Source organism: Paraburkholderia sp. BR10872 (assembly GCF_040965835.1).
Lineage (GTDB): Bacteria > Pseudomonadota > Gammaproteobacteria > Burkholderiales > Burkholderiaceae > Paraburkholderia > Paraburkholderia nodosa_A.
The window spans coordinates 1-17,957 of record NZ_JBFRCN010000009.1 but is presented as its reverse complement, the minus strand read 5'-3'; the positions used below and the strand labels follow the sequence as shown (position 1 = coordinate 17,957).

General features: G+C 65.1%; 22 protein-coding genes and 2 pseudogenes. 13 read left to right on the top strand and 11 right to left on the bottom strand.

Going from position 1 to position 17,957, the window contains the following annotated elements:
- Positions 1-8: 8 nt before the first annotated feature.
- Entirely contained in the window at positions 9-170 is a 162-nt protein-coding gene (locus AB4Y43_RS09820; RefSeq protein ID WP_042267338.1) for a DUF1328 domain-containing protein, read from the bottom strand.
- A gap of 154 nt (positions 171-324) precedes the next feature.
- Between AB4Y43_RS09820 and AB4Y43_RS09815 the strand changes: the two genes are divergently transcribed.
- The 3 genes from AB4Y43_RS09815 to AB4Y43_RS09805 are packed head-to-tail and all read left to right on the top strand — an operon-like array spanning position 325 to position 1,425.
- Positions 325-726 carry a BON domain-containing protein gene (locus tag AB4Y43_RS09815; protein WP_342948671.1) on the top strand — a complete coding sequence of 134 codons (402 nt, stop codon included), beginning with the start codon at positions 325-327 and terminating at the stop codon, positions 724-726.
- A gap of 51 nt (positions 727-777) precedes the next feature.
- Positions 778-960: a hypothetical protein gene (locus tag AB4Y43_RS09810; protein ID WP_069263253.1), complete on the top strand. Its 183-nt coding sequence runs from the start codon at positions 778-780 to the stop codon at positions 958-960.
- A 33-nt stretch (positions 961-993) separates the two neighbouring features.
- Positions 994-1,425 (top strand): CBS domain-containing protein, encoded by a 432-nt coding sequence (locus AB4Y43_RS09805; protein WP_342948670.1) that lies wholly within the window; start codon positions 994-996, stop codon positions 1,423-1,425.
- Positions 1,426-1,486: 61 nt separating this feature from the next.
- Here AB4Y43_RS09805 and AB4Y43_RS09800 read toward each other — a convergent pair whose 3' ends face one another.
- The gene (locus tag AB4Y43_RS09800) at positions 1,487-2,836 is read right to left on the bottom strand and encodes a cation:proton antiporter (protein WP_368727697.1); all 1,350 of its coding nucleotides are present in this window, start codon (positions 2,834-2,836) and stop codon (positions 1,487-1,489) included.
- Between the two features lie 114 nt (positions 2,837-2,950).
- Positions 2,951-3,349: a GNAT family N-acetyltransferase gene (locus AB4Y43_RS09795; RefSeq protein ID WP_342948668.1), complete on the bottom strand. Its 399-nt coding sequence runs from the start codon at positions 3,347-3,349 to the stop codon at positions 2,951-2,953.
- A 253-nt stretch (positions 3,350-3,602) separates the two neighbouring features.
- Here AB4Y43_RS09795 and AB4Y43_RS09790 point away from each other — a divergent pair, with 253 nt between their 5' ends.
- The 4 genes and pseudogenes from AB4Y43_RS09790 (at position 3,603) to AB4Y43_RS09775 (ending at position 7,088) form a co-directional block, all read left to right on the top strand.
- On the top strand, positions 3,603-3,992 hold the full coding sequence (locus tag AB4Y43_RS09790; RefSeq protein WP_368602663.1) for an ester cyclase: 390 nt from the start codon (positions 3,603-3,605) through the stop codon (positions 3,990-3,992).
- A 358-nt stretch (positions 3,993-4,350) separates the two neighbouring features.
- A complete protein-coding gene (locus tag AB4Y43_RS09785) occupies positions 4,351-5,169 on the top strand; it encodes a sulfotransferase (protein WP_368727696.1) in 819 nt (272 codons plus the stop codon).
- A 181-nt stretch (positions 5,170-5,350) separates the two neighbouring features.
- Positions 5,351-5,938: pseudogene (locus AB4Y43_RS09780) on the top strand (LysR family transcriptional regulator).
- Positions 5,939-6,068: 130 nt separating this feature from the next.
- Positions 6,069-7,088, top strand: a complete 1,020-nt coding sequence (locus AB4Y43_RS09775) for a hypothetical protein (protein WP_368727695.1) — start codon at positions 6,069-6,071, stop codon at positions 7,086-7,088.
- A gap of 7 nt (positions 7,089-7,095) precedes the next feature.
- Here AB4Y43_RS09775 and AB4Y43_RS09770 read toward each other — a convergent pair whose 3' ends face one another.
- The 4 genes from AB4Y43_RS09770 to AB4Y43_RS09755 form a co-directional block, all read right to left on the bottom strand.
- Positions 7,096-7,293 (bottom strand): hypothetical protein, encoded by a 198-nt coding sequence (locus AB4Y43_RS09770; protein ID WP_368618248.1) that lies wholly within the window; start codon positions 7,291-7,293, stop codon positions 7,096-7,098.
- A gap of 162 nt (positions 7,294-7,455) precedes the next feature.
- Entirely contained in the window at positions 7,456-7,971 is a 516-nt protein-coding gene (locus AB4Y43_RS09765) for a hypothetical protein (protein ID WP_368683112.1), read from the bottom strand.
- A gap of 202 nt (positions 7,972-8,173) precedes the next feature.
- Positions 8,174-9,652 (bottom strand): carbohydrate porin, encoded by a 1,479-nt coding sequence (locus AB4Y43_RS09760; protein WP_368727694.1) that lies wholly within the window; start codon positions 9,650-9,652, stop codon positions 8,174-8,176.
- 97 nt (positions 9,653-9,749) lie between these two features.
- A complete protein-coding gene (locus tag AB4Y43_RS09755) occupies positions 9,750-10,043 on the bottom strand; it encodes a hypothetical protein (protein WP_368727693.1) in 294 nt (97 codons plus the stop codon).
- Positions 10,044-10,629: 586 nt separating this feature from the next.
- Between AB4Y43_RS09755 and AB4Y43_RS09750 the strand changes: the two genes are divergently transcribed.
- From AB4Y43_RS09750 to AB4Y43_RS09730, 5 genes are all read left to right on the top strand, one after another.
- Complete coding sequence (locus tag AB4Y43_RS09750; RefSeq protein ID WP_176732856.1) at positions 10,630-10,770, top strand: hypothetical protein; 141 nt, start codon at positions 10,630-10,632, stop codon at positions 10,768-10,770.
- 170 nt (positions 10,771-10,940) lie between these two features.
- On the top strand, positions 10,941-12,275 hold the full coding sequence (locus AB4Y43_RS09745; RefSeq protein WP_069263234.1) for an AAA-associated domain-containing protein: 1,335 nt from the start codon (positions 10,941-10,943) through the stop codon (positions 12,273-12,275).
- Between the two features lie 240 nt (positions 12,276-12,515).
- Positions 12,516-13,292, top strand: a complete 777-nt coding sequence (locus AB4Y43_RS09740; RefSeq protein WP_069263232.1) for a DUF4118 domain-containing protein — start codon at positions 12,516-12,518, stop codon at positions 13,290-13,292.
- Between the two features lie 94 nt (positions 13,293-13,386).
- Positions 13,387-14,214 carry an alpha/beta hydrolase gene (locus AB4Y43_RS09735; protein ID WP_368683340.1) on the top strand — a complete coding sequence of 276 codons (828 nt, stop codon included), beginning with the start codon at positions 13,387-13,389 and terminating at the stop codon, positions 14,212-14,214.
- The gene (locus AB4Y43_RS09730) at positions 14,211-15,002 is read left to right on the top strand and encodes a MipA/OmpV family protein (RefSeq protein WP_368602670.1); all 792 of its coding nucleotides are present in this window, start codon (positions 14,211-14,213) and stop codon (positions 15,000-15,002) included. Before AB4Y43_RS09735 ends, AB4Y43_RS09730 begins: the two co-directional genes overlap by 4 nt.
- Positions 15,003-15,026: 24 nt before the next feature.
- Here AB4Y43_RS09730 and AB4Y43_RS09725 read toward each other — a convergent pair whose 3' ends face one another.
- The 3 genes and pseudogenes from AB4Y43_RS09725 to AB4Y43_RS09715 form a co-directional block, all read right to left on the bottom strand.
- A complete protein-coding gene (locus AB4Y43_RS09725; protein ID WP_368727692.1) occupies positions 15,027-16,259 on the bottom strand; it encodes an NAD(P)/FAD-dependent oxidoreductase in 1,233 nt (410 codons plus the stop codon).
- 27 nt (positions 16,260-16,286) lie between these two features.
- The gene (locus AB4Y43_RS09720) at positions 16,287-16,640 is read right to left on the bottom strand and encodes a RidA family protein (protein ID WP_069263227.1); all 354 of its coding nucleotides are present in this window, start codon (positions 16,638-16,640) and stop codon (positions 16,287-16,289) included.
- Between the two features lie 2 nt (positions 16,641-16,642).
- Positions 16,643-16,894, bottom strand: a pseudogene (locus AB4Y43_RS09715) (amidase); the annotation flags it as partial.
- Positions 16,895-17,113: 219 nt separating this feature from the next.
- Here AB4Y43_RS09715 and AB4Y43_RS09710 point away from each other — a divergent pair.
- Positions 17,114-17,779, top strand: coding sequence for an XRE family transcriptional regulator (locus tag AB4Y43_RS09710; RefSeq protein ID WP_342948659.1), 666 nt, complete (start codon positions 17,114-17,116; stop codon positions 17,777-17,779).
- Positions 17,780-17,832: 53 nt separating this feature from the next.
- On the opposite strand, the gene AB4Y43_RS09705 is transcribed toward AB4Y43_RS09710, so the two are convergent.
- A partial coding sequence (locus AB4Y43_RS09705; RefSeq protein WP_343676248.1) for a hypothetical protein occupies positions 17,833-17,957 on the bottom strand: 125 nt, incomplete at its 5' end.

Genomic DNA, 17,957 nt, shown 5'->3' with positions numbered 1-17,957 from the left:
GGGAATGTTTATCGCCTCGTGATGCCAAATAGCAAGCTCGCCAGAAAGAGAATCACGAAGATGACGAACAGAATCTTGGCGATGCTCGCGGCGCCCGCCGCAATCCCGCCAAATCCGAACACAGCCGCGATGATGGCTATCACGAAGAAAACGATCGCGTAGTAAAGCATTGCCGGCTCCTTTGAAAAGGTCTCCCCGCCTATGCGCACCGGCTGTGCCCGAACCGGCTTTTGCGAGAGCGATGCGTGTCTCGGGACGCGCTGAGTGCTGCGGCACGCCTGTTGCGGCAGGCAAGTTGTGGCTCTCAAAGTGAAGGAGGCTGCCATGTACCCGTTGCAATGCGCCTTGCGCGCGGGCCTCGTCGGCCTCTGTGCCGTGCTCGGCACGCAGTTGGCGCTTTCCCAGAGTAGCCCACAGGCGGGCAGCGGCGAGTCTCAGCACGCCGCGCGGCCCAATCAGTTGCCGCCGCACAACCTCGCGGGGGGCAATCCGGGGTACGGCGGCGAGGCAAGCGATACGTTCATCACCGCCCACGCAAAGGCTGCGCTGATGGCTGCAGACGGCGTGAACTCCAGCGACGTGCACGTCACCACCCAGCGCGGCGCCGTCACGCTCACGGGCACCGTCCCCGACGAGGCGCAGCGCGACAAGGCCGAAAGCGTGGTCCACGGGCTCGACGGCGTGGTCTACGTAACGAACGAGCTGAAAGTGTCCAAACCGCAGTAGCACGCAAGTGTCTCACCTCCAACCGCCATGGCCTCTCCACAGGAGTTATTCATGCCGATGCCGTACGCCTGCATGACGTCGTTTCATTTGCCGCCGCCCGATCCGCTGGACGACCCGCAACGCCCGCCGCTGCCGCCGCAACCGGACGACCGCCCGCCGCCCACGCTGCCCGAAGGCGATCCGCCGCCGCACGTGCCGCCCGAGCGGTTCGAGCGCGCGGCGCAATTTGCATGAGAAAAGACACGACAACCACGAAAGGAGAAGACAATGACCCAGGTTCGCGAAGTGATGTCACGCGAGGTCGTCCATATCGCGCCAGATACGACAATCCGGCACGCCGCAGAGCTCATGCGCGACCATGACATCGGCGCGCTGCCGGTATGCGAAGGCGAGCAGATCGTCGGCATGGTGACCGACCGCGACCTCGCCATGCGCGGGCTTGCCCAGGGTTGCACGGGCGAGGAAACGGTCTCGCACGTGGCCACCTCGGGCGTCCAGTGGTGCTACGAGGACGAAGACGTGAACGTCGTTCAGCGCCGCATGGCGGAGGCGCAGGTGCGCAGGCTGCCGGTGGTGAACCACGAACGCGAGCTGGTCGGCACGCTCTCACTCGGCGACATCGCCACGCGCTGCGACGGCGCGCAGCGCGAGCGCATCCCCAATACGCTCGAAGACATTTCCCAGCGGCGCGTGCCGTAACCATCGGGCTGGATGCGGCACGACCCGGGTCTACATCGATGCGTGCCGCGCCACCCGCCGGCTAGTCGTACGCTTGCCTCGCGCGCACGCCGCGCTCCGCTGCTGCGAGCGCTTCCTGGCGCCGGTAATAGCGTTCGAGCACGTAGCCCGCCGTCGCGCCGTGCAGCACGACGGACAGCACGATCGCGTCGAGTGCCGCGGGCAGCACGGGCCGCAACACGTCGCCGGCCTCGTCGATACCCCACACCGCGTAGTAGAACGCACCCACGCCGCGTATGCCCATCCACGCCATCAGCACGCGCTGCGGCGCGTCCGCGTGCGAACCCGCCATTGCCGCGAACACGGCCAGGGGCCGCGCAACGAATACCAGCACGAGTGCGCACAGCACGGGGCGCAGATCGAGCATCTCGCGCCAATGCGCGGAAATCACACAACCAATGATCAGCAGTACCGAGAACTCGGCCAGCCGCTCGATTTCCAGTGTGAACCCCGTCATGCCTTCGGCGAGCCAGGCATGCGCGCGCTGCGGGTCTTTCGCGACCTCGGTGCGCTCGCCGAGTTGCACGCTTTCGAGCGCTTCTGCGGGGCGGCGCTCGCCCGTTGCGCGCAGTTCCTCGTGGCGCAGCGCCACGCCCGCCGCGAATACGGCCACGAACGCGTACGCATGCAGCAGCAGCGCCACGCCGTAGGTCACTGACATCAACCCGATCGCGATGAAGCCGTCGAGGCCCACCGCTTCGCCATATCGAGTACGCAGATGGAACACGATGCGCACGCACAGCGTAGCGAGCACGGCACCCACGAGGAGCGCACCCGCGATGCCCCACGCCACCCACCCGGCGAATGCCGCCGCGTTCTGCGTGCCGACACCATGCACGCCGCACAACGCGAGGCCGAGCAGCGCAAACGGCATCGCCGCGCCGTCGTTGAGGCCGCCCTCGCCCGAGAGCGCGAATCGCACGGGCTCGGCGTCGCCGGCCTCATGAACGCGCAGCTCGTTGGCGAGCACCGGGTCGGTCGGCGCGAGCGCCGCGGCAAGAAACAGGGCCACGCCGGTGGCCGCACCCAACGCCACGCCGAACGCGTACATCAGCGCGACACTGAGCGCCATGGCCAGCACGCCCAGGCGCAGCGGCAAACGCCAGAGGCGGTCGCGTAGCCGCACGCGCAGGTGCATGCCGACCGAAAACAGCGAAATCACGAGCCCGGCTTCTGCCACGACGGTGAGCGTGCGCACGTTCTGCGCAAGGTCGGCATGCACGAGCCCGAGCACACCGGGTCCGACGACCACGCCCACGGCCAGATAGATCATCGCGCCCGTGAGCGGTAGACGCGCGATCGGGCCGCGCGCGAGCGCCACGAACATCAGCAGCACGCCGATCAGCAAAAACCACAGTGCTTCCTCCGGCATCGAAAGACGTCCCTCCTCGTCGATAGTTGCGGCGGTGCGCGGGCCGCAGCCCGCGCCCCAACCCCTCGTTTCCGCAATCTCTGTGCCTCCCGTCGCGCGGGCGGAGGGGCAGCGTCATTCGTCCGCGCGGAGCGGGAGCGCCTTCGCGAAGCACCGCACGTCGCTCAAACCGGCACAATCCGCGAACGGCTCAGCCCGCTCGTAACCGTGCCGTTGATAAAACGCGATCGCGCGCCGGTTGGCTTCGCGCGCCTGAAGAATGACGCGCCGATAGCCCGCCCCGGCCGCCACCGTCTCGAGAAAACGAAGAATCGCCGTGCCGGTTCCAGGCCATTCGGGCCGACGGTAGAGGCACTGGAATTCGGCCACCTCGAACGAGAAGCGGCACAGCGCGCCGCAGCCGATCGCGAGGCCATCCATGGTGCGCGCCATGACAAAGGCGCTGCGCGCCGAACCCAGGTCGCCCAGGTAGAACTGCGACTGCACGCTGTCCCCCCGGTAGAGCGCCAGCATGGCGCTCATCTCGTCGAGCAGAATGCGTGCATCGAGCGTGCACGCGTTCTCTCTTCGCACCACTGCGAGTGCCGATATGTCTTTCATTGCTCATGCCCTCCCGATCTCGTCGCATCCAGGATGCGCAAGGAGGGTGCCAGGGCGCGGGAGACCGGGCGCGCACGGTTCGCATGCCCATACGGCGCGTTCGAGGCCCCTCACGCCGCTTTCGTCTACCATCGCGTATGCTTCGTCATCCGATCAGGAGACCGTATTGGACGCACAGCAACTGAGCACCCTTTACCGGCGCTACATCGACTGCCTGAACCGGCGCGATTGGGCTTCTCTCGGGGAATTCGTCGCTCAGGACGCGATTCACAACGAACGCCCGCTTGGCCTCGCGGGATATCGCGCCATGCTGGAACGGGACGTTCACGACATTCCCGATTTGCGCTTCGAAATCGAACTGCTTGCCGTCGAGCCGCCGCTCGTTGCCACCCGCTTACGTTTCGATTGCACGCCTCGACAAGTCTTTCTGGGCTTGCCTGTCGACGGGCGGCGCATCGTGTTTTCGGAAAATGTCTTCTACGCCTGGCGCGACGGGAAAATCGCACAGGTCTGGTCGGTCATCGACAAGTCTGCAATCGAGGCGCAACTGTCATGAGAAACCGGCTTGCAGTGACGATTGCCGTGGTTTTCGGGCAGCGTGACCAGTTGCGCAGCCGCGCACGCGGCAGGAAATCAGGATGACTCACCTTGCAGTGCGGAAAGTGCTGCGCATTCGGACTCCTCGTATCCGCAGTTCGTTCTTCCCCATGACCTTGCCGAAGTGCTCGCCGATGCGGGCTTCGTTGTGGCCGCAATCAATCTTCCCGGCGCTAGCTCTCACGCTGCCCGGTAGCCCGGCCGGCATAACCGCTTTGTCACCCTGGCCATCGCGGCGTCAGTTTCGCGCCAGCGTCGGCAGGTAAGATCGATGCAAACGAAGCCATGGCGCAGGACGCAACAGAGGTGAGGGCAGAATGCATTCTTTTCCGCTATTCATTGTCGGCGCACCCCGCTCGGGAACGACGTTCCTCTGCTCGGTTCTCAATGCGCACCCGCACATCCAGCTCACCAACGAATGCCGTATTTTCGCGCTGGTCAAGGAAATGCTGGATGTGGACAGCCAGCGCCCCGATCTTCTTGGCGCGGCGTGCCGCGACCGCTTCAACGCTTATAGCCGGCGCACGCTCGGCGCCTGGGTCGAGCGCTTCTATCGTGAAGACCTCGACATGTCGGCACCGATCTGGGGCGACAAGCATCCCCCTTACGCCGATCCGACGATTCTTTCCGGGCGCACCGGCGCAATCGAGCGCTTGCCGCGCTCCGGATCGTGCCTGAGGCTCATCCACGAGTTGCTGCCCAACGCTCGCTTCATCCATCTTCATCGCGATCCTGGCTGGGTTGCCAATTCTCTGGTGCGCAAGCACTGGATCGGGTCCGTCAACGACGGCGTGCGCGTCTGGGGCCAGTATGTGAGCGAGATCATCGACTTCTTCGCCGAAATCCCGAAGGAGCAGGCGCTGACGATCGGCTATCGCAATCTCATCGAGGATGCGGATACGACGATCGCGAGCATCAGCCGTTTTCTGGGCCTCGCGGACCCTGCGCCGATGCGCGATTTTCTGCACGCCCAGCGCAGCGCCCCAACGCCGTTCAGCGATCCGGTGACCGATATCGCCGATCTCTACATCGTGCCGCCCACGCCAACGACGGACAACGCGCTCCTCGCACTCGCCGAAAAGGCGGCGACGCAGCTCGGCTATTGCGCATCGGCAACTCTTTCGGAATCCCGATAACTTGCGCGCGAGCAGCGCCTGGCATGCGCGGTTTCGCCTGGCGTCCCGAGGCGAGTGCAAGCGGCGGTTCTGGCCGCCGCTTGCACCAAACGTGACGCAATGGTTTTGGACTACGCGCGATTCGTGATGGCAGGCCTGGAAGCGATTTCCCAAGCCCACCGTTCAGAAGAGTCCGGGCCCCATGCGCAAAATCCCGAATTTTGTGCTGCTGCGCGCCTTTGAAGCCGCGGCACGGCTCCAGAGCTTCGCGCTCGCGGCTCGCGAACTCCATCTCACACCGTCGGCGATCAGCCATCAGGTCAAGGAGCTCGAGGCGTATTTCGGGCGACCGCTCTTCATCCGGCGCAATCGCCGCATCGATCCGACCCCGGAGGCGCTGCGCCTGCTCTACAGCCAGAGCCGCGTGCCGATGTGCTCGCCCGCGTTGCTTACGAGCGCAAGCTCGGTGGAAGCGTTGATGCAGGAGGCCACGCTGATCGACAGCCCATCGAGCCGCGTGACCTGGCGCGACCGGTTCGCCGCGAACGGTCTGCCGTTGACCGACCGGCCGCGCCCGTTGTTCGATCGCGCGGCGCTGGCGATTTCGGCGGCGGCCGACGGCATGTGCATCGTGCTCGAAAGCACGCGCCTCGCCGAGCGCGAGCTTGCGCGCGGCGATCTGGTGGAGGTCGGCGCCGACCGCTTCACGCGCTTTTGACGCGAAACGCATTTCCTTTCGTGCCGCACGACCGACGTCAAGCAGAGCCGCCTGGCCGTATTCCGGCAGTGATTGCTGGCGCAAGCGTCGGCGGGGTGAGCGCTTGCGTTCGTCTGCATACCCAGGGGGTTTTCCGCCGCTTGAATGTCATCAGCCGCGTAGTACGATGAGATCATCAAAGAACAGAATTAGAGGTCCCTCCATGGACACGACCGCACGGCACGCGACGGCCATTGCATTGCTTGCAACGGGCTGCGCAATATCGGCAGCGTCTCACGCCTATAGCAAGGAGGAAGACGCCACGGCGCAGGACCGCGAAGTCCAGGCAGCCTATGACCGGGGTTACAAGGCAGCCAGGGAGGAGATGGCGCAGGCGGCGGCTCCCGCTGCTGCGCCTGCTGCAGCGCCAGCGAAGAAGGCCGCCGGCGCGGCGGCGCAGAAACCTATCCTCGACATCAAGCATACGTATAGCGACGCGGGCGAGGTCTCGACGGTCATGACCGTACCGGTCGTGGTCAAGCCGCTCGCGGATGGGCAAGGCGCGCAAAGCGAACACAGCGCGGGAGAGACTCAAGAGGCGCAAGACGTCCAGGACTCCACCGCCGCGGCTCCGGCCGCAGCGGCGGCGCCCGAGCAGACGAACGCGCGCGCCACCGTCGCGCGCGCAGCCAACGCAGCGCCGGCTGCGGCCGCCCGGCAACCGCAGCCGCAAGCGCAGGCGCACGCCTACGCGCAGGCGAGTGCGAACCATCGCCCCGTTGCGGCCACGCCGCCCGCGCAGGACGACGTCGCGCCGCCGGAGTCGCTGGCGAGCGACGAAACCGTCGACGAACCGGAGCCGCCGCGCTCTGCGCAGATCTACTCGACGCAAGGCCAGGGTTACGCCCAGCCCTACTACCAGCCGGCGCAGCCACGGGTCCCGCAGCAAGTCCCGCCGCAGGCCCAGCAATACGCGCCGCCGCCCCAGCCGTATGGCTATGCCCAGCAGCCGGCGTATGCGCAGCAGCGGCCGGCCTACGCGCAGCCGCCCGCCTACGCGCAGCAGCAACCGGTATATGCGCAGCAATACGCCCAGCAGCAATACCCGCAGCAGCAGCCCGTGTACGCTCAACCCCGGCCCGCTTATTACCCGCCACCCGCACCGTGGGGCGCGCAGTACCAGCAACCGCCGGCACGCTGGGTGTACTGGTCGCCGCAGTATGGGCGCTGGATGTATTACTGAGCGCCGGCTACCAGCGCGCGTCGTTCATCTGGCAGGCGAGCAGGCAACCCAGGGCGGAGATCGTGCCGACCGAGCCGATACCAAAACCCAGGGCAATATTTTCCGCGGTGGTCGCGCAGCCCTGCAGCATCAGCGTCGAGCTGAGCAGCACGGGGAGCAGGAACTGACCCAGAATGCGCGAACAGGTTGGGCGTCGTTGTGACATGGGGCGTGGGTCCGGGAGGATTTTTTTTGCGGAAGTTGAGGTTGTCAGCTTACTGACTCGCCTCATTCGCATTTCCGGGAGCAACGTGTCACAACGGCTATGCCTTACCAATTACCTCGCGGCGGTAAGGAAGCGGGTGGCGGGGGATGTTCGGCTCGCGCGTTAGAACCCATGCCGGGCGCTGATCGCCGCCCCGGTGTCATGCGAGCGCGACAGCGGAAGATGCGCATCGGCGGAGAGATCCCAGTCGCCGACCGTGACGAGCGGCGGCGTTTGCGGATGGAGCGCCTGGTTGGGGATCCCGTTGCCGTCAACCTGGGCTCCGGGCGTGCGCGCCCCGTTGCCTGCCGCATCGACCGCGCCGCCGGTCTCATCCGGAGTGCCAGGCGTTGCAGCGGTGGTCTTCGCCAGATGCGCGTCGTACTGCCGTTCAAACGGCGACTGGTACTCGAAGCGCTTCGCAATGGCGGGCAAAGAGACGGATGGCGCCGCCGGCGCCGGTGCGGCCGCAACGGCGTGTTTCGGGGCGCGGCCGCTCGCGTCCTTCTGGACGTGCTTTTGGACGTGCTTCTGGACGGGCTTCTGGGTGTGCGCCGACTTGGTGGGTTCGGCCGCCGAGACGCTGGCAAGCGCCAGCAGAGAGACACCCAAAAGCCATCCCTGGATCGGATGCTTCATGGAACGAAATCTGCGTCTGGAAACTGGTGCCGCATCGAATAACTGCGCAGCACTTGCCCCTGGAGTCTAGATCAATCGCAAGTACGACCAATCGGGGTCTTCCCTCGTCTTTCGCTCAGATTTTCGGGCAGACCACGCAACGCCTCGTCGTCCTGCATGCTCCTGCCGCCGCCAAGCCAGCGGCAGGAGCGGCGTCTTCCAATCAGAACGCGACTGTCGTACGCACGCCGAACACCGCCTCGTCGCCAATACGTCGCGACGCGTTCTGCGGGTCCGGAATACCGCCGGCCGGGCGGAAGAAGTACTGAAAATCCGCCTGCAATTGCCACCATGGCGCGATCTGATACTGGTAAGTCGCTTCCAGAACTGTCTCCGCGCTGCGCGACGGGTAGCCGGGCGTCGAGACCGCCTGGGCGCTCGCGTAGTCCTGCGCATGCGAGCCGATGTGCGCGTAGCCAACGGCCAGGCCGGCCACGTCGTTGTCGCGTCCCTTGAACGGCGCCTTGAGCGTCACGCCCGCGTTGATCCCGAGGTCCACCAGGTTGCGGTCACCGGGCGCGCCCATCACGCGCGCGAACACGCCCACCGACTGCGGACTATCGGCGCTCGGACGCCACACCATCTGGTCCGCCACGGCATAAATGCTGTAGTTGCCACGATGGCTGACCGGGCCGCCCACGCCCGTCACGCCCGTTGCCGGATCGGCGAAGCGGTTGCTGTTGTACCAGAAGCCAAGCTTGTAGGTACCGGGCATGCCACCTGGTTTGGGATCCGAATTATTGGCGGGCGGCTGATTGATTGCGTATTGAATTTCGCCGATCACCAGCGCGCCATTGCCCAGGTTGAAATTCGTGCCGCTCGCGTTGAGCTTTTGCGGGTCGCCATCGCCCGGCGCCGGGTTGCCGTCGAATACGCCGCCGAGCACGGTGATCGCGTCCGTAGGCGTAGCACGCACGCGCACGCCGAGCGACGAAAGCGGATACGCAGGGCCGCCCGCTGGCAGATCGACGGACGGCACCACCGACCAGCCGAACGTCGCGTTCATGAACGTATTCGCATACTGGCTGACCATGAACTCCTGGTCGAGGCTTTGCTGACCGACCTTCACGTCGACCTTGTCGCCGGGCAACGTCTGCTGGTACCACAATTCCCATAGGCGGGTCGAGGCATCGGCCTCGATGCCGCTCGCGTTCTGCAGCGTTTGCAGATTGCGCGAAGTCAGGCTCGTGCCGTGAATCTGGAAGCCGGACACATTGAAGATGCCGCCAGGCAAACCGAACGCCTTCTGCGTGTCCATGCCGAGGCTGAACTCGGTCACACCTTGATAGGCGCCGCCGCGACTCGTTCCGCCGCTCACGTTGCCCATGTACTCGCTGGTTTCCTGCAGGCCGAACGACAAGCCGTACTGGGCGAGCCAGGGCCGCAAGCCGCCCATGTCGCCGAAGAGATTCGAGCGTTCCCAAAGGCCCGTCGGCGCGGCAGCGCTCTGATCGGCAGCGGGCGCTTGTTGCTGATCCGCTGCACCCGATGACGAAGCAGCTGCAGGCGGAGCCGGTTGGGCGGACGCATTATCGCTGCTGGTCTGCGCAAAGGCGGCGGGCACGACGCCCAGCGAGAGAACCGCGCTCAGTGTAATAGGTGCGCCAGAACCGAGCAGCCTGCTCTTGAGGATGTTTTTCATAGTATTTGTGGGGCTGTAGTAAGTTGCGGACGAGGCCGCTATTCAACGCAGAGCGTGCCTGCGAAGCTTGATGAAACTGTGTCCGGCGCGCAGGTTTCTACGCGAAGCCCGAATGCCGACATAAAGGGCGCTCCGGCTCGGAGGTGCAGGCGCAAGCGGACGCGCACAGCAGCGAAACCAGTGCGGCTGCGGCTACGGTCGCGCCGAGAAGCACGTAACCCATGGGCGTGAGCGGATGCCCCGCGTGAACGGTGCGCAGCGCGCCGCGCGCCGCCACATACGCGACGCGGCGTGCGAGGTGCAACGAACGGCGGCGCACGCCGGCGGGCGTGGCGCGAACCGCAGCCGCGAAAGCGAAGCCGTGCAGGCAGGCGAGCGCCGCTGCGGCCATCAGCGCCCGTGCGCGACGGCAGACAGTCCGCAACGCGCGCAGCTGAAAAACAGGAAAAAGAAAGACGAACATCATCCCCCCGCGTTGACCGCTTCAAAAGCGGACGAAATGCGAAAGCGCAGCCATTCCTGCAAGCAAGCTTGCAAATGGCAATCGACAAGAGGGAGCGTGCTGCTGGCAGACTGGTCGCGAAGGCGACTGAGACCAGTCAGTAACGAAGCGCGCTAACCCGGCGTAAGCGAGTTAGCGGCGAAGGAGTGAACCTGCGGCGACTATCTCGCGGTGGTGCTGCCGGCGCTGGCCGGCATCGGACTTCCACTACTAGAACATGCGTCCACGGAGGACTCCTTTGCTATGACGGGGCGGATTGTATTGGGCACGCAGGCCAAAAAGCAAGTAAAAAAAGCATAAACACGAGGCCGGCCAGCAACAGCCCCGCAGACTCCCATTTCTTTCAATCGCGTTGCTTCAACCTTCAGAATCGAATCTCTGCTCTGCTTGGCATTGGCGCGACCTCGCGAGCGCTTGCGCCCGCGTCTGCGGGCTTCGCACTCGCCCATACACGCCAGACGTCCGGAGAAACATCATGATTTTCGGTCTGCTTTTGTCGCATCTGCCTCACGTCAACGAGGCGCGCGCGCACTACGAAGCGCTGCTGTCGCTCGAACCTGTCCGCCGTCACCCCTGGAAGAATCTGTGGCGCCGCATCAAGTCCCGGCTTTCCTAAGTTCTGCCAAACTCCGGTCACGAAGTTTCGCCATCGTTAAAAGAGCGAAGCGCTCCCTGATCGTGGCCGTGAGTTGAATATTCCCTTTCGCGCGCTTTTCGTTTCGCCATGAATCGGCTGTTGTACGCGTATGCCGAGTCCTGTCTTCGCCTTGATTGAGTATCAATCTCATGCAAAACCTCAAAACGATCGCTCCCGACATGCCGCAGACGCGGCCCCGCATCGGCCAGGACGTGATGTGCGTCCAGCATGTGTGCCGCGGCTTCGGCAAGAACCCGAGCGAGCAATTGGTGCTCGACGACGTGGACGTCACGCTGCGTGAAGGCGAGATAGTCGGCTTGCTGGGCCGCTCGGGCTCCGGCAAGTCCACGCTGCTGCGCATCATCGCGGGCCTGATTCCGCCTACCAGCGGCGACGTGAACTACCTCGGCAAACCGCTGCGCGGTCCGGCCGAAGGCGTCGCGATGGTGTTCCAGACCTTCGCGCTGTTCCCGTGGCTCACGGTGCTGGAAAACGTCGAGGCCGGACTGGAGGCGATCGGCGTCGGCCCGCACGAGCGGCGCAAGCGCGCGCTCGCGGCGATCGACCTGATCGGTCTGGACGGCTTCGAAAACGCTTATCCGCGCGAGCTGTCGGGCGGCATGCGCCAGCGTGTGGGCTTTGCACGCGCGCTCGTGGTCGATCCCACGCTGATGCTGATGGACGAGCCCTTCTCCGCGCTCGACGTGCTCACTGCCGAAACGCTGCGCACCGACCTGCTCGACCTGTGGACGCAAGGCCGCCTGCCGATCAAGTCGGTGCTGATCGTCACACACAACATCGAGGAAGCGGTATTCATGTGCGACCGCATTCTCGTGTTGTCGTCGAACCCCGGCCGCGTGGTGGCCGAAATTCCGGTGGCGTTCAAGCACCCGCGCAATCGCCTCGACCCGGCGTTCCGCGCGCTCGTCGACGAGATCTACGCGAAAATGACCGCGCGCCAGCCGGGCGGCCCGGCGAAACCCGAACTCGAACCGGGCAGCTGGCTGCCGGGCATGTCGGTGAACCTGATGGCGGGCCTGATCGAAACATTGGCCGCCGCGCCTTACAACGGCCGCGCAGACATGCCGGAAATCGCGCGAGCGCTGCAACTGGAGGTCGACGAGCTCTTCCCGGTCGCGGAAATGCTGCAGTATCTCGGCTTTGCGGAGGTCAGCGAAGGCGACGTGGTGCTCACGCACGCGGGCAAGACCTTCAACGAATTCAGTACGCAGGAGCGCAAGCTGATGTTCGCCGAACATTTGCTGCGCAACGTGCCGCTGGCCGCGCGGATCAACACGGTGCTCAACGAGCGCCCTGGACATCGCGCCCCGCGCGTGCGCTTCGAGCAGGAACTGGAGGATCTGCTTGCCGACGACGCCGCAGAGGAAACGCTCGACACCGTGATTGCCTGGGGCCGCTACGCCGAAATCTTTTCGTATAACGACAAGACCGGAATATTCAGCCTGGCCGACGTGGAAGCCTGACTTCTAAAGCTCCCACGGTTTCCCGGCGGCCTCGCACGGCTGATCCGATGATTGTAAACAGTGGTAATATCCGGGACACGCAAAAATCGTCAGAGGGCTGACGGTGACAGGCCGGTCACCGCTGCTCCGTTTTGCCGTTCCTGTCGAATTCCTTGCACTGCTCACAACTAAGGCGTCAGCGATTGCCCATGCGCAATACGCGCGCGACGGCCCGTCACGCGGCGGGCGACCCGGGAAACCATGAAAGTCCGTAACGCCCGCCTCTGGGCGCCAAGAGGCCCGCGCCGGTGGTGCATTGCCGCTGGCGCGCTCGTGCTCGCGAGCGCCATCCGCTTCGCACTCCATCCCCTGCTCGGCCCGATGATGCCGGGCACGACGTTCTGTATTGCCGCTTCGCTGGTCGAATACTTCCTCGGCCTCGCGCCTGCGCTGACCGTGATGGTGCTGGGTCTCGCCATTGCGGACTATATGTTCGTGCCTCCCTACAATTACATTACATTCCTCGACACCCGCGATGTGATCCTGATGGTGTCCTATCCGCTCGTCACGATCATCGTGATTACGCTGATCGAGCGTCTGCGGCGCGAGCAGTTTCGCGCGCAGTTGATCACCTCCGTCGCGCAGTCCCGCTACGAAATGCTGCTGCGCCACGACAACGAGCGCGCGCTGGCGCGCCGCGCCGTCGACGAAACGCATCGCCTGCTGCGGCATCTCGCGCAGCATCATGAAGGCTTCATCCTCATCAAGGGGCTCGAGCGCAATGCCGCCCAGCGCGCGAGCGTGGGACAGAGCATGTCGCAAGCGCTGCCGGCCGCCGCCGAAGTCGCGCCCGGTCCGCTCTTCGACGCGCTGCATCCCGACGACGTGCAGCGCCTCACGCACGCACTGTCGCCGGGCCATCATCGCGTGCGTCTGCGCAACGAGCAGCCCAGGCGCGAGTACCGGCACGTCAATTGCAACTGCGAACGCTTCACCACTCACGCAGGCGATTTTCTCGTGCTGCGCACGGAGAGCTGACATGGCGACGCTCGACTTGGAGCTGGCCGCTGCCGAAGCGCCAGCCGTGCAATCCACGCGCTTTTTCTGCGAAGGCGACGGCCACGCCGTGCTCATGCTTCATGGACTCTCCAGCTCGCCGATCGAGCTGCGCTACCTTGCGCGCTATCTGCAGGGCGAAGGGTTCACGGTATGCGCCCCCGTCATCGACGGTTATAGCGCCGGCACCGACCAGCTGCCGATGGAACAATGGGTCGAAAACGCCGCGCGCGAGTTCGACGCCCTGGCGGCGCGCTACGAGCGCGTCTCGATCTGCGGGTTGTCGATCGGCGGCGCGCTTGCGCTGCGTCTGATTCGCAAGCGCCCCGCAGCTCAATCGCTGGTCCTGCTCTCGCTCACGCTCGCGTACGACGGCTGGGCAATCCCGTGGTATCGCTTCCTGCTCGACTGGGCATACTTCACGCCGCTGCGCCACCGCTACCGCTATCGCGAGGCCGAACCGTTCGGCGTGCGTAACGAAGCGCTGCGCAAGAAAATCGCGCGCGCCATGCAGCGCAGCGACTTCAGCGAGGTCGGCCCCTCGACGATCGCGCTGCCCGCACTGCATCAGGCGCTGCGCCTCGCGCGCGCGGCGCGCAAGGATGTCCCCGCGATCGAGAACGACGCGCTCGTGATCCACGCGATCGACGACGAAACGTCGAGCCCGCGCAATCCACGCCACGTGATCGATCGCATCGGCTCGAACTTCCTGCGCACGCTGTGGCTCGACGATTCGTATCACATGATCACCTCGGACAACGAACGCGAGATCGTTGCGCGCGAAACGGCCCTGTTCCTGCGCGAGAGCGAAGTCGCGCGCGGCGCGAAAGACGCGCCGGTCGTCTCCAAGGCGCTCGCCCGGCGTCTGCGCCAACTGGCGGCAGTGGGAAGGAAAAACACGTGAAGCAATCCGTAGCAACGAAAGGGCTGGCGTGCGTCGCCGCGCTGACCCTGGCCTCGCACGCGTGGGCCGATACCGATACGTCCAGTACCGCAACAACCGACTCGCCGTGGAAAATCTCGATCGGTCCGGGCGCCTATTTCGCGCCCGAGTATCCGGGCGCGCGCCACATGAAGTTCTATCCGTTCCCGTCGCTCGATATCTCGTACCGCGACCGCTTCTTCTCGCAAGGGCCGGACGTGCTGGGCGTGAACGTGATTTCGGCGGAAAACTACCACGTAGGCGCTTCGCTGAGCTTCGACTTCCAGTCGCGCACCGTGTCGGACGACCCGCATCTGCACGGCTTGAGCAATGTCGATGACGGCCCCAAGCTGCGCCTCTTCGCCGACTACACGGTGTGGGCGTTCACGGGCGCAGTTGCCATGTATCAGGACATCAGCGGCCACGGGCAAGGTACGACGGCAACGGCGGACCTCTATGTGTCGCTGCCGCTAACGGGTTGGCTGTTCTCGGTGGGACCGGGGCTCACGTGGGCCAACGGCGTCTACACGCGCACGCTGTTCGGTGTGACGCCGGATGAGAGTGCGGCATCCGGCTTGCCGGCCTATTCGCCGGGCGCGGGCATTCGCGATCTGCACATGACGTTCTACATGACGCACGACTTCTCGAAGCACTGGGTCGGTTCGGTGAACGCGACGTTCGGACGCCTTCAACATTACGCCGCCGACAGCCCGATCACCGAGAGCCGCCGCGAGATCACGGCGTTCGCGGGCCTCAACTACCGGTTCTAAACGCGTGCGCCGGTGCGCGCCGCGTCAGAACCGCTCGGCGCGGAAGGGCCGGGGGTCCACCACCGTCGGCGCGCCCGTCATCATTTCCGCGATCAGGCGCCCCGTGACCGGGCCGAGCGTCAGACCGTGGTGCGCATGGCCGAAAGCGAACCAGAGGTCGTCGTGCTTCGGCGCGGGCCCGATGATCGGCATCATGTCGGGCGTGCAGGGGCGGCGGCCCAGCCACGGCTCGGCATCGAGCCGCGCGCCGAGCGGGAAGATATCACGCGCGAGCGGCTCCACGGCTTCGAGTTGAACCGGCGTCCTGGGCGAATCGCGAAAGCCGAGTTCGACGCCGGTCGTGAGGCGCGTGCCGCGCACCATGGGCGTGATCAGGAAACCCGCTTCGGCGTCGAGCACCGGCTGGTTCAGCTTCGCTCCGTTCGTGAGCGCGTAATGCATGTGATAGCCGCGTTTCACGGCGAGCGGCAACGCGTAGCCCAGCCGCGCCGTGAGATCGCCCGACCACGGCCCCATGGCGATGACCGCCGACTTCGCCAGCACGGGGCCATCCTGTGTCATCACACGCCACGACGGTTCGAGCGTCGCGGCGTCGCCAATCATCACGCGGCCGCCTAGCTGTTCGAATAGCTTTGCGTAGGCCGTCACCACTCCATTCGGATCGCTAACCGAATCGGAATCGGTGTAGCGCACGCCGCCCACCAGCGTGTGGCTGAGCGCGGGCTCGGCGGCGCGCAGCGCCACGCTATCCAGCGCCTCGTGGCCCACGCCGTACTCGCGCTGCCAGCGCTGTGCTTCGGCCAGCGTGGCGTCCATGGCCGCCGCGCTGCGAAACACCTTCATCCAGCCGTTGGTGCGCAACAGTGCCTGTGCGCCCGCCTCCTCGATCAGCGCGCGATGCTCGATCACGCAATGCTCGATGAGCGTGGCATACGCACGCGCGATCTCGGCGTGCCGGTCGGCGCGCGAATGGTGCCAGTAGCGATAGAGAAACGGCAGCAACTTCGGCATCGCCCCCGGGTGATAGCGCACGTCCGTCGAGCGGTTGCGCGCGTAGCGCAGCAGCGTGGAAAGCTCGCGCGGAAACGCGTAGGGGTAGACGCCCTCGCGCTGGATCAATCCCGCGTTGCCGTGCGATGTTTCATTGCCTGGCGCCCTGCGGTCAACGAGCGCGACCGAGAGGCCGCGCCGCTGCAATTGCAATGCCACCGAGACGCCGACGATACCGCCGCCAAGCACGACCGAATCGAAATTCATCACGTAAAGTTCCTGGCTCGAAGGCACTCAGGCGAGTGCGGTGACGGCCACTTCGACATCGAGGCCCGGTCGCATCAGCAAGGCCTGCACGCAGGCGCGCGTGGGCGCGTGCCCTTGCGCAACCCAGGCGTCCCATACGGCATTGAATGCGTCGAAATGCTTCGGGTCGCTCAGCCACACGTTCGCGGTCAGCACGCGCGTTTTGTCCACGCCCGCCGATGCGAGCAGCTTGTCGATACGCGTGAGGATTTCGGTTGCCTGAACGTCGATCGGCGCGCCTGCGGTATCGGGCACCTGGCCCGAGAGATACACCACGCCATTGGCGATCACCACCTGGCTCATGCGTGCGTTGGTTTGCAGTCTTTGGATATCGTTGCTCATGTTCATACCGCCGAAAGACCGGCAGCGTCGCTACCGGCCGGGTTGTAAACGGGAGGCGCCGTGACAATGGACGTCAGTGCCGGATTGGCTCGCGTCAGGCGCGCGAGATCGGGACGCGGGCGACGCAGATGAGGATACGCTGAAAACGCCGTCTCCAGCGCCTGCGAGACCGCGAGCGTCTTCATGTCGCCGCGGAACGGGCCCACGATCTGGAGTCCGAACGGTATGCCCGCATGATCGACGCCGCACGGCAGGATCGCGAAAAAGTTGTAGACCGTGAAGTCGTAGTACTCGAGCGCCGTGCCCAGCGTCGTCGCAGCAATGACCTGGCCCTTCGAAAGACCCGTTTTTCCCAGTGCGATTGAGGCCACGACGCTGCTCCTTCAAAGGGGAGTCGAGATGCGAGTTATCATATACGAGAAAAAATTATTTCTCGTATACGACAAAACCCGTAACCGGGAACCGTCCCTTCCATGGCAAAGAGCGCAGCACGAAATCACGCAACTGAGCACGCAACCGGGAAAGCATCCGGACAGGCGGCAACAGAAATCGACCACGCGGCCGTCGGCACGCGTCTGCGCGAGGCGCGCAAGGCGCGCGACTTGACGTTGATGCAGCTATCGGAGTTGTCGGGTATCGCCGTCTCGACGATTTCGAAGGCCGAGCGCGGCGACATTGCGCTCACCTATGACAAGTTCGCGGCGCTCGCGCACGCGCTGAACGTGGACTTCGACACGATTTTCGGGCGCAGGAAGCGCAAGGCGGCCGGCCCGATGAAGCCGTCGCTCACGCGCGCGGGCAAGCAGATGATCTACGACACGCCGAACTACGAGTACGGCCTGATCGCCAACGACCTCACGGGCAAGCGCATGGTGCCGATGCGCGGACGCATCCACGCCCGCACGATGGACGCGTTTCCCGATTACATTCGCCACAGCGGCGAGGAGTTTCTGTTCCTGCTGCGCGGTGAGCTGGAACTGCATTTGGAAAACGGCACCGTCTTCAGGCTGTCGCCCGGCGACAGCCTCTACTTCGACAGCGCCGTGGGGCACGTGTATCTCAGCACGGGTGCCGGGGATGCCGAGGTGCTAGTCTGTTGCGTCGACAACGACTCACACCGGCTGCCCGAAACGCTCTGAGCAAGCGCCCGCAAGCGTGACGCCGCCGCGTTTGAACGGCGGCGTCACATTGCTCATCGGCCGAGCATCGGCAGCTTGAGGCCTGCCTCGCGCGCGGTCTGCTGCGCGAGTTCGTAGCCGGCATCCGCGTGGCGCATCACGCCCGTGGCCGGATCGTTGAGCAGCACGCGGCCCAGAC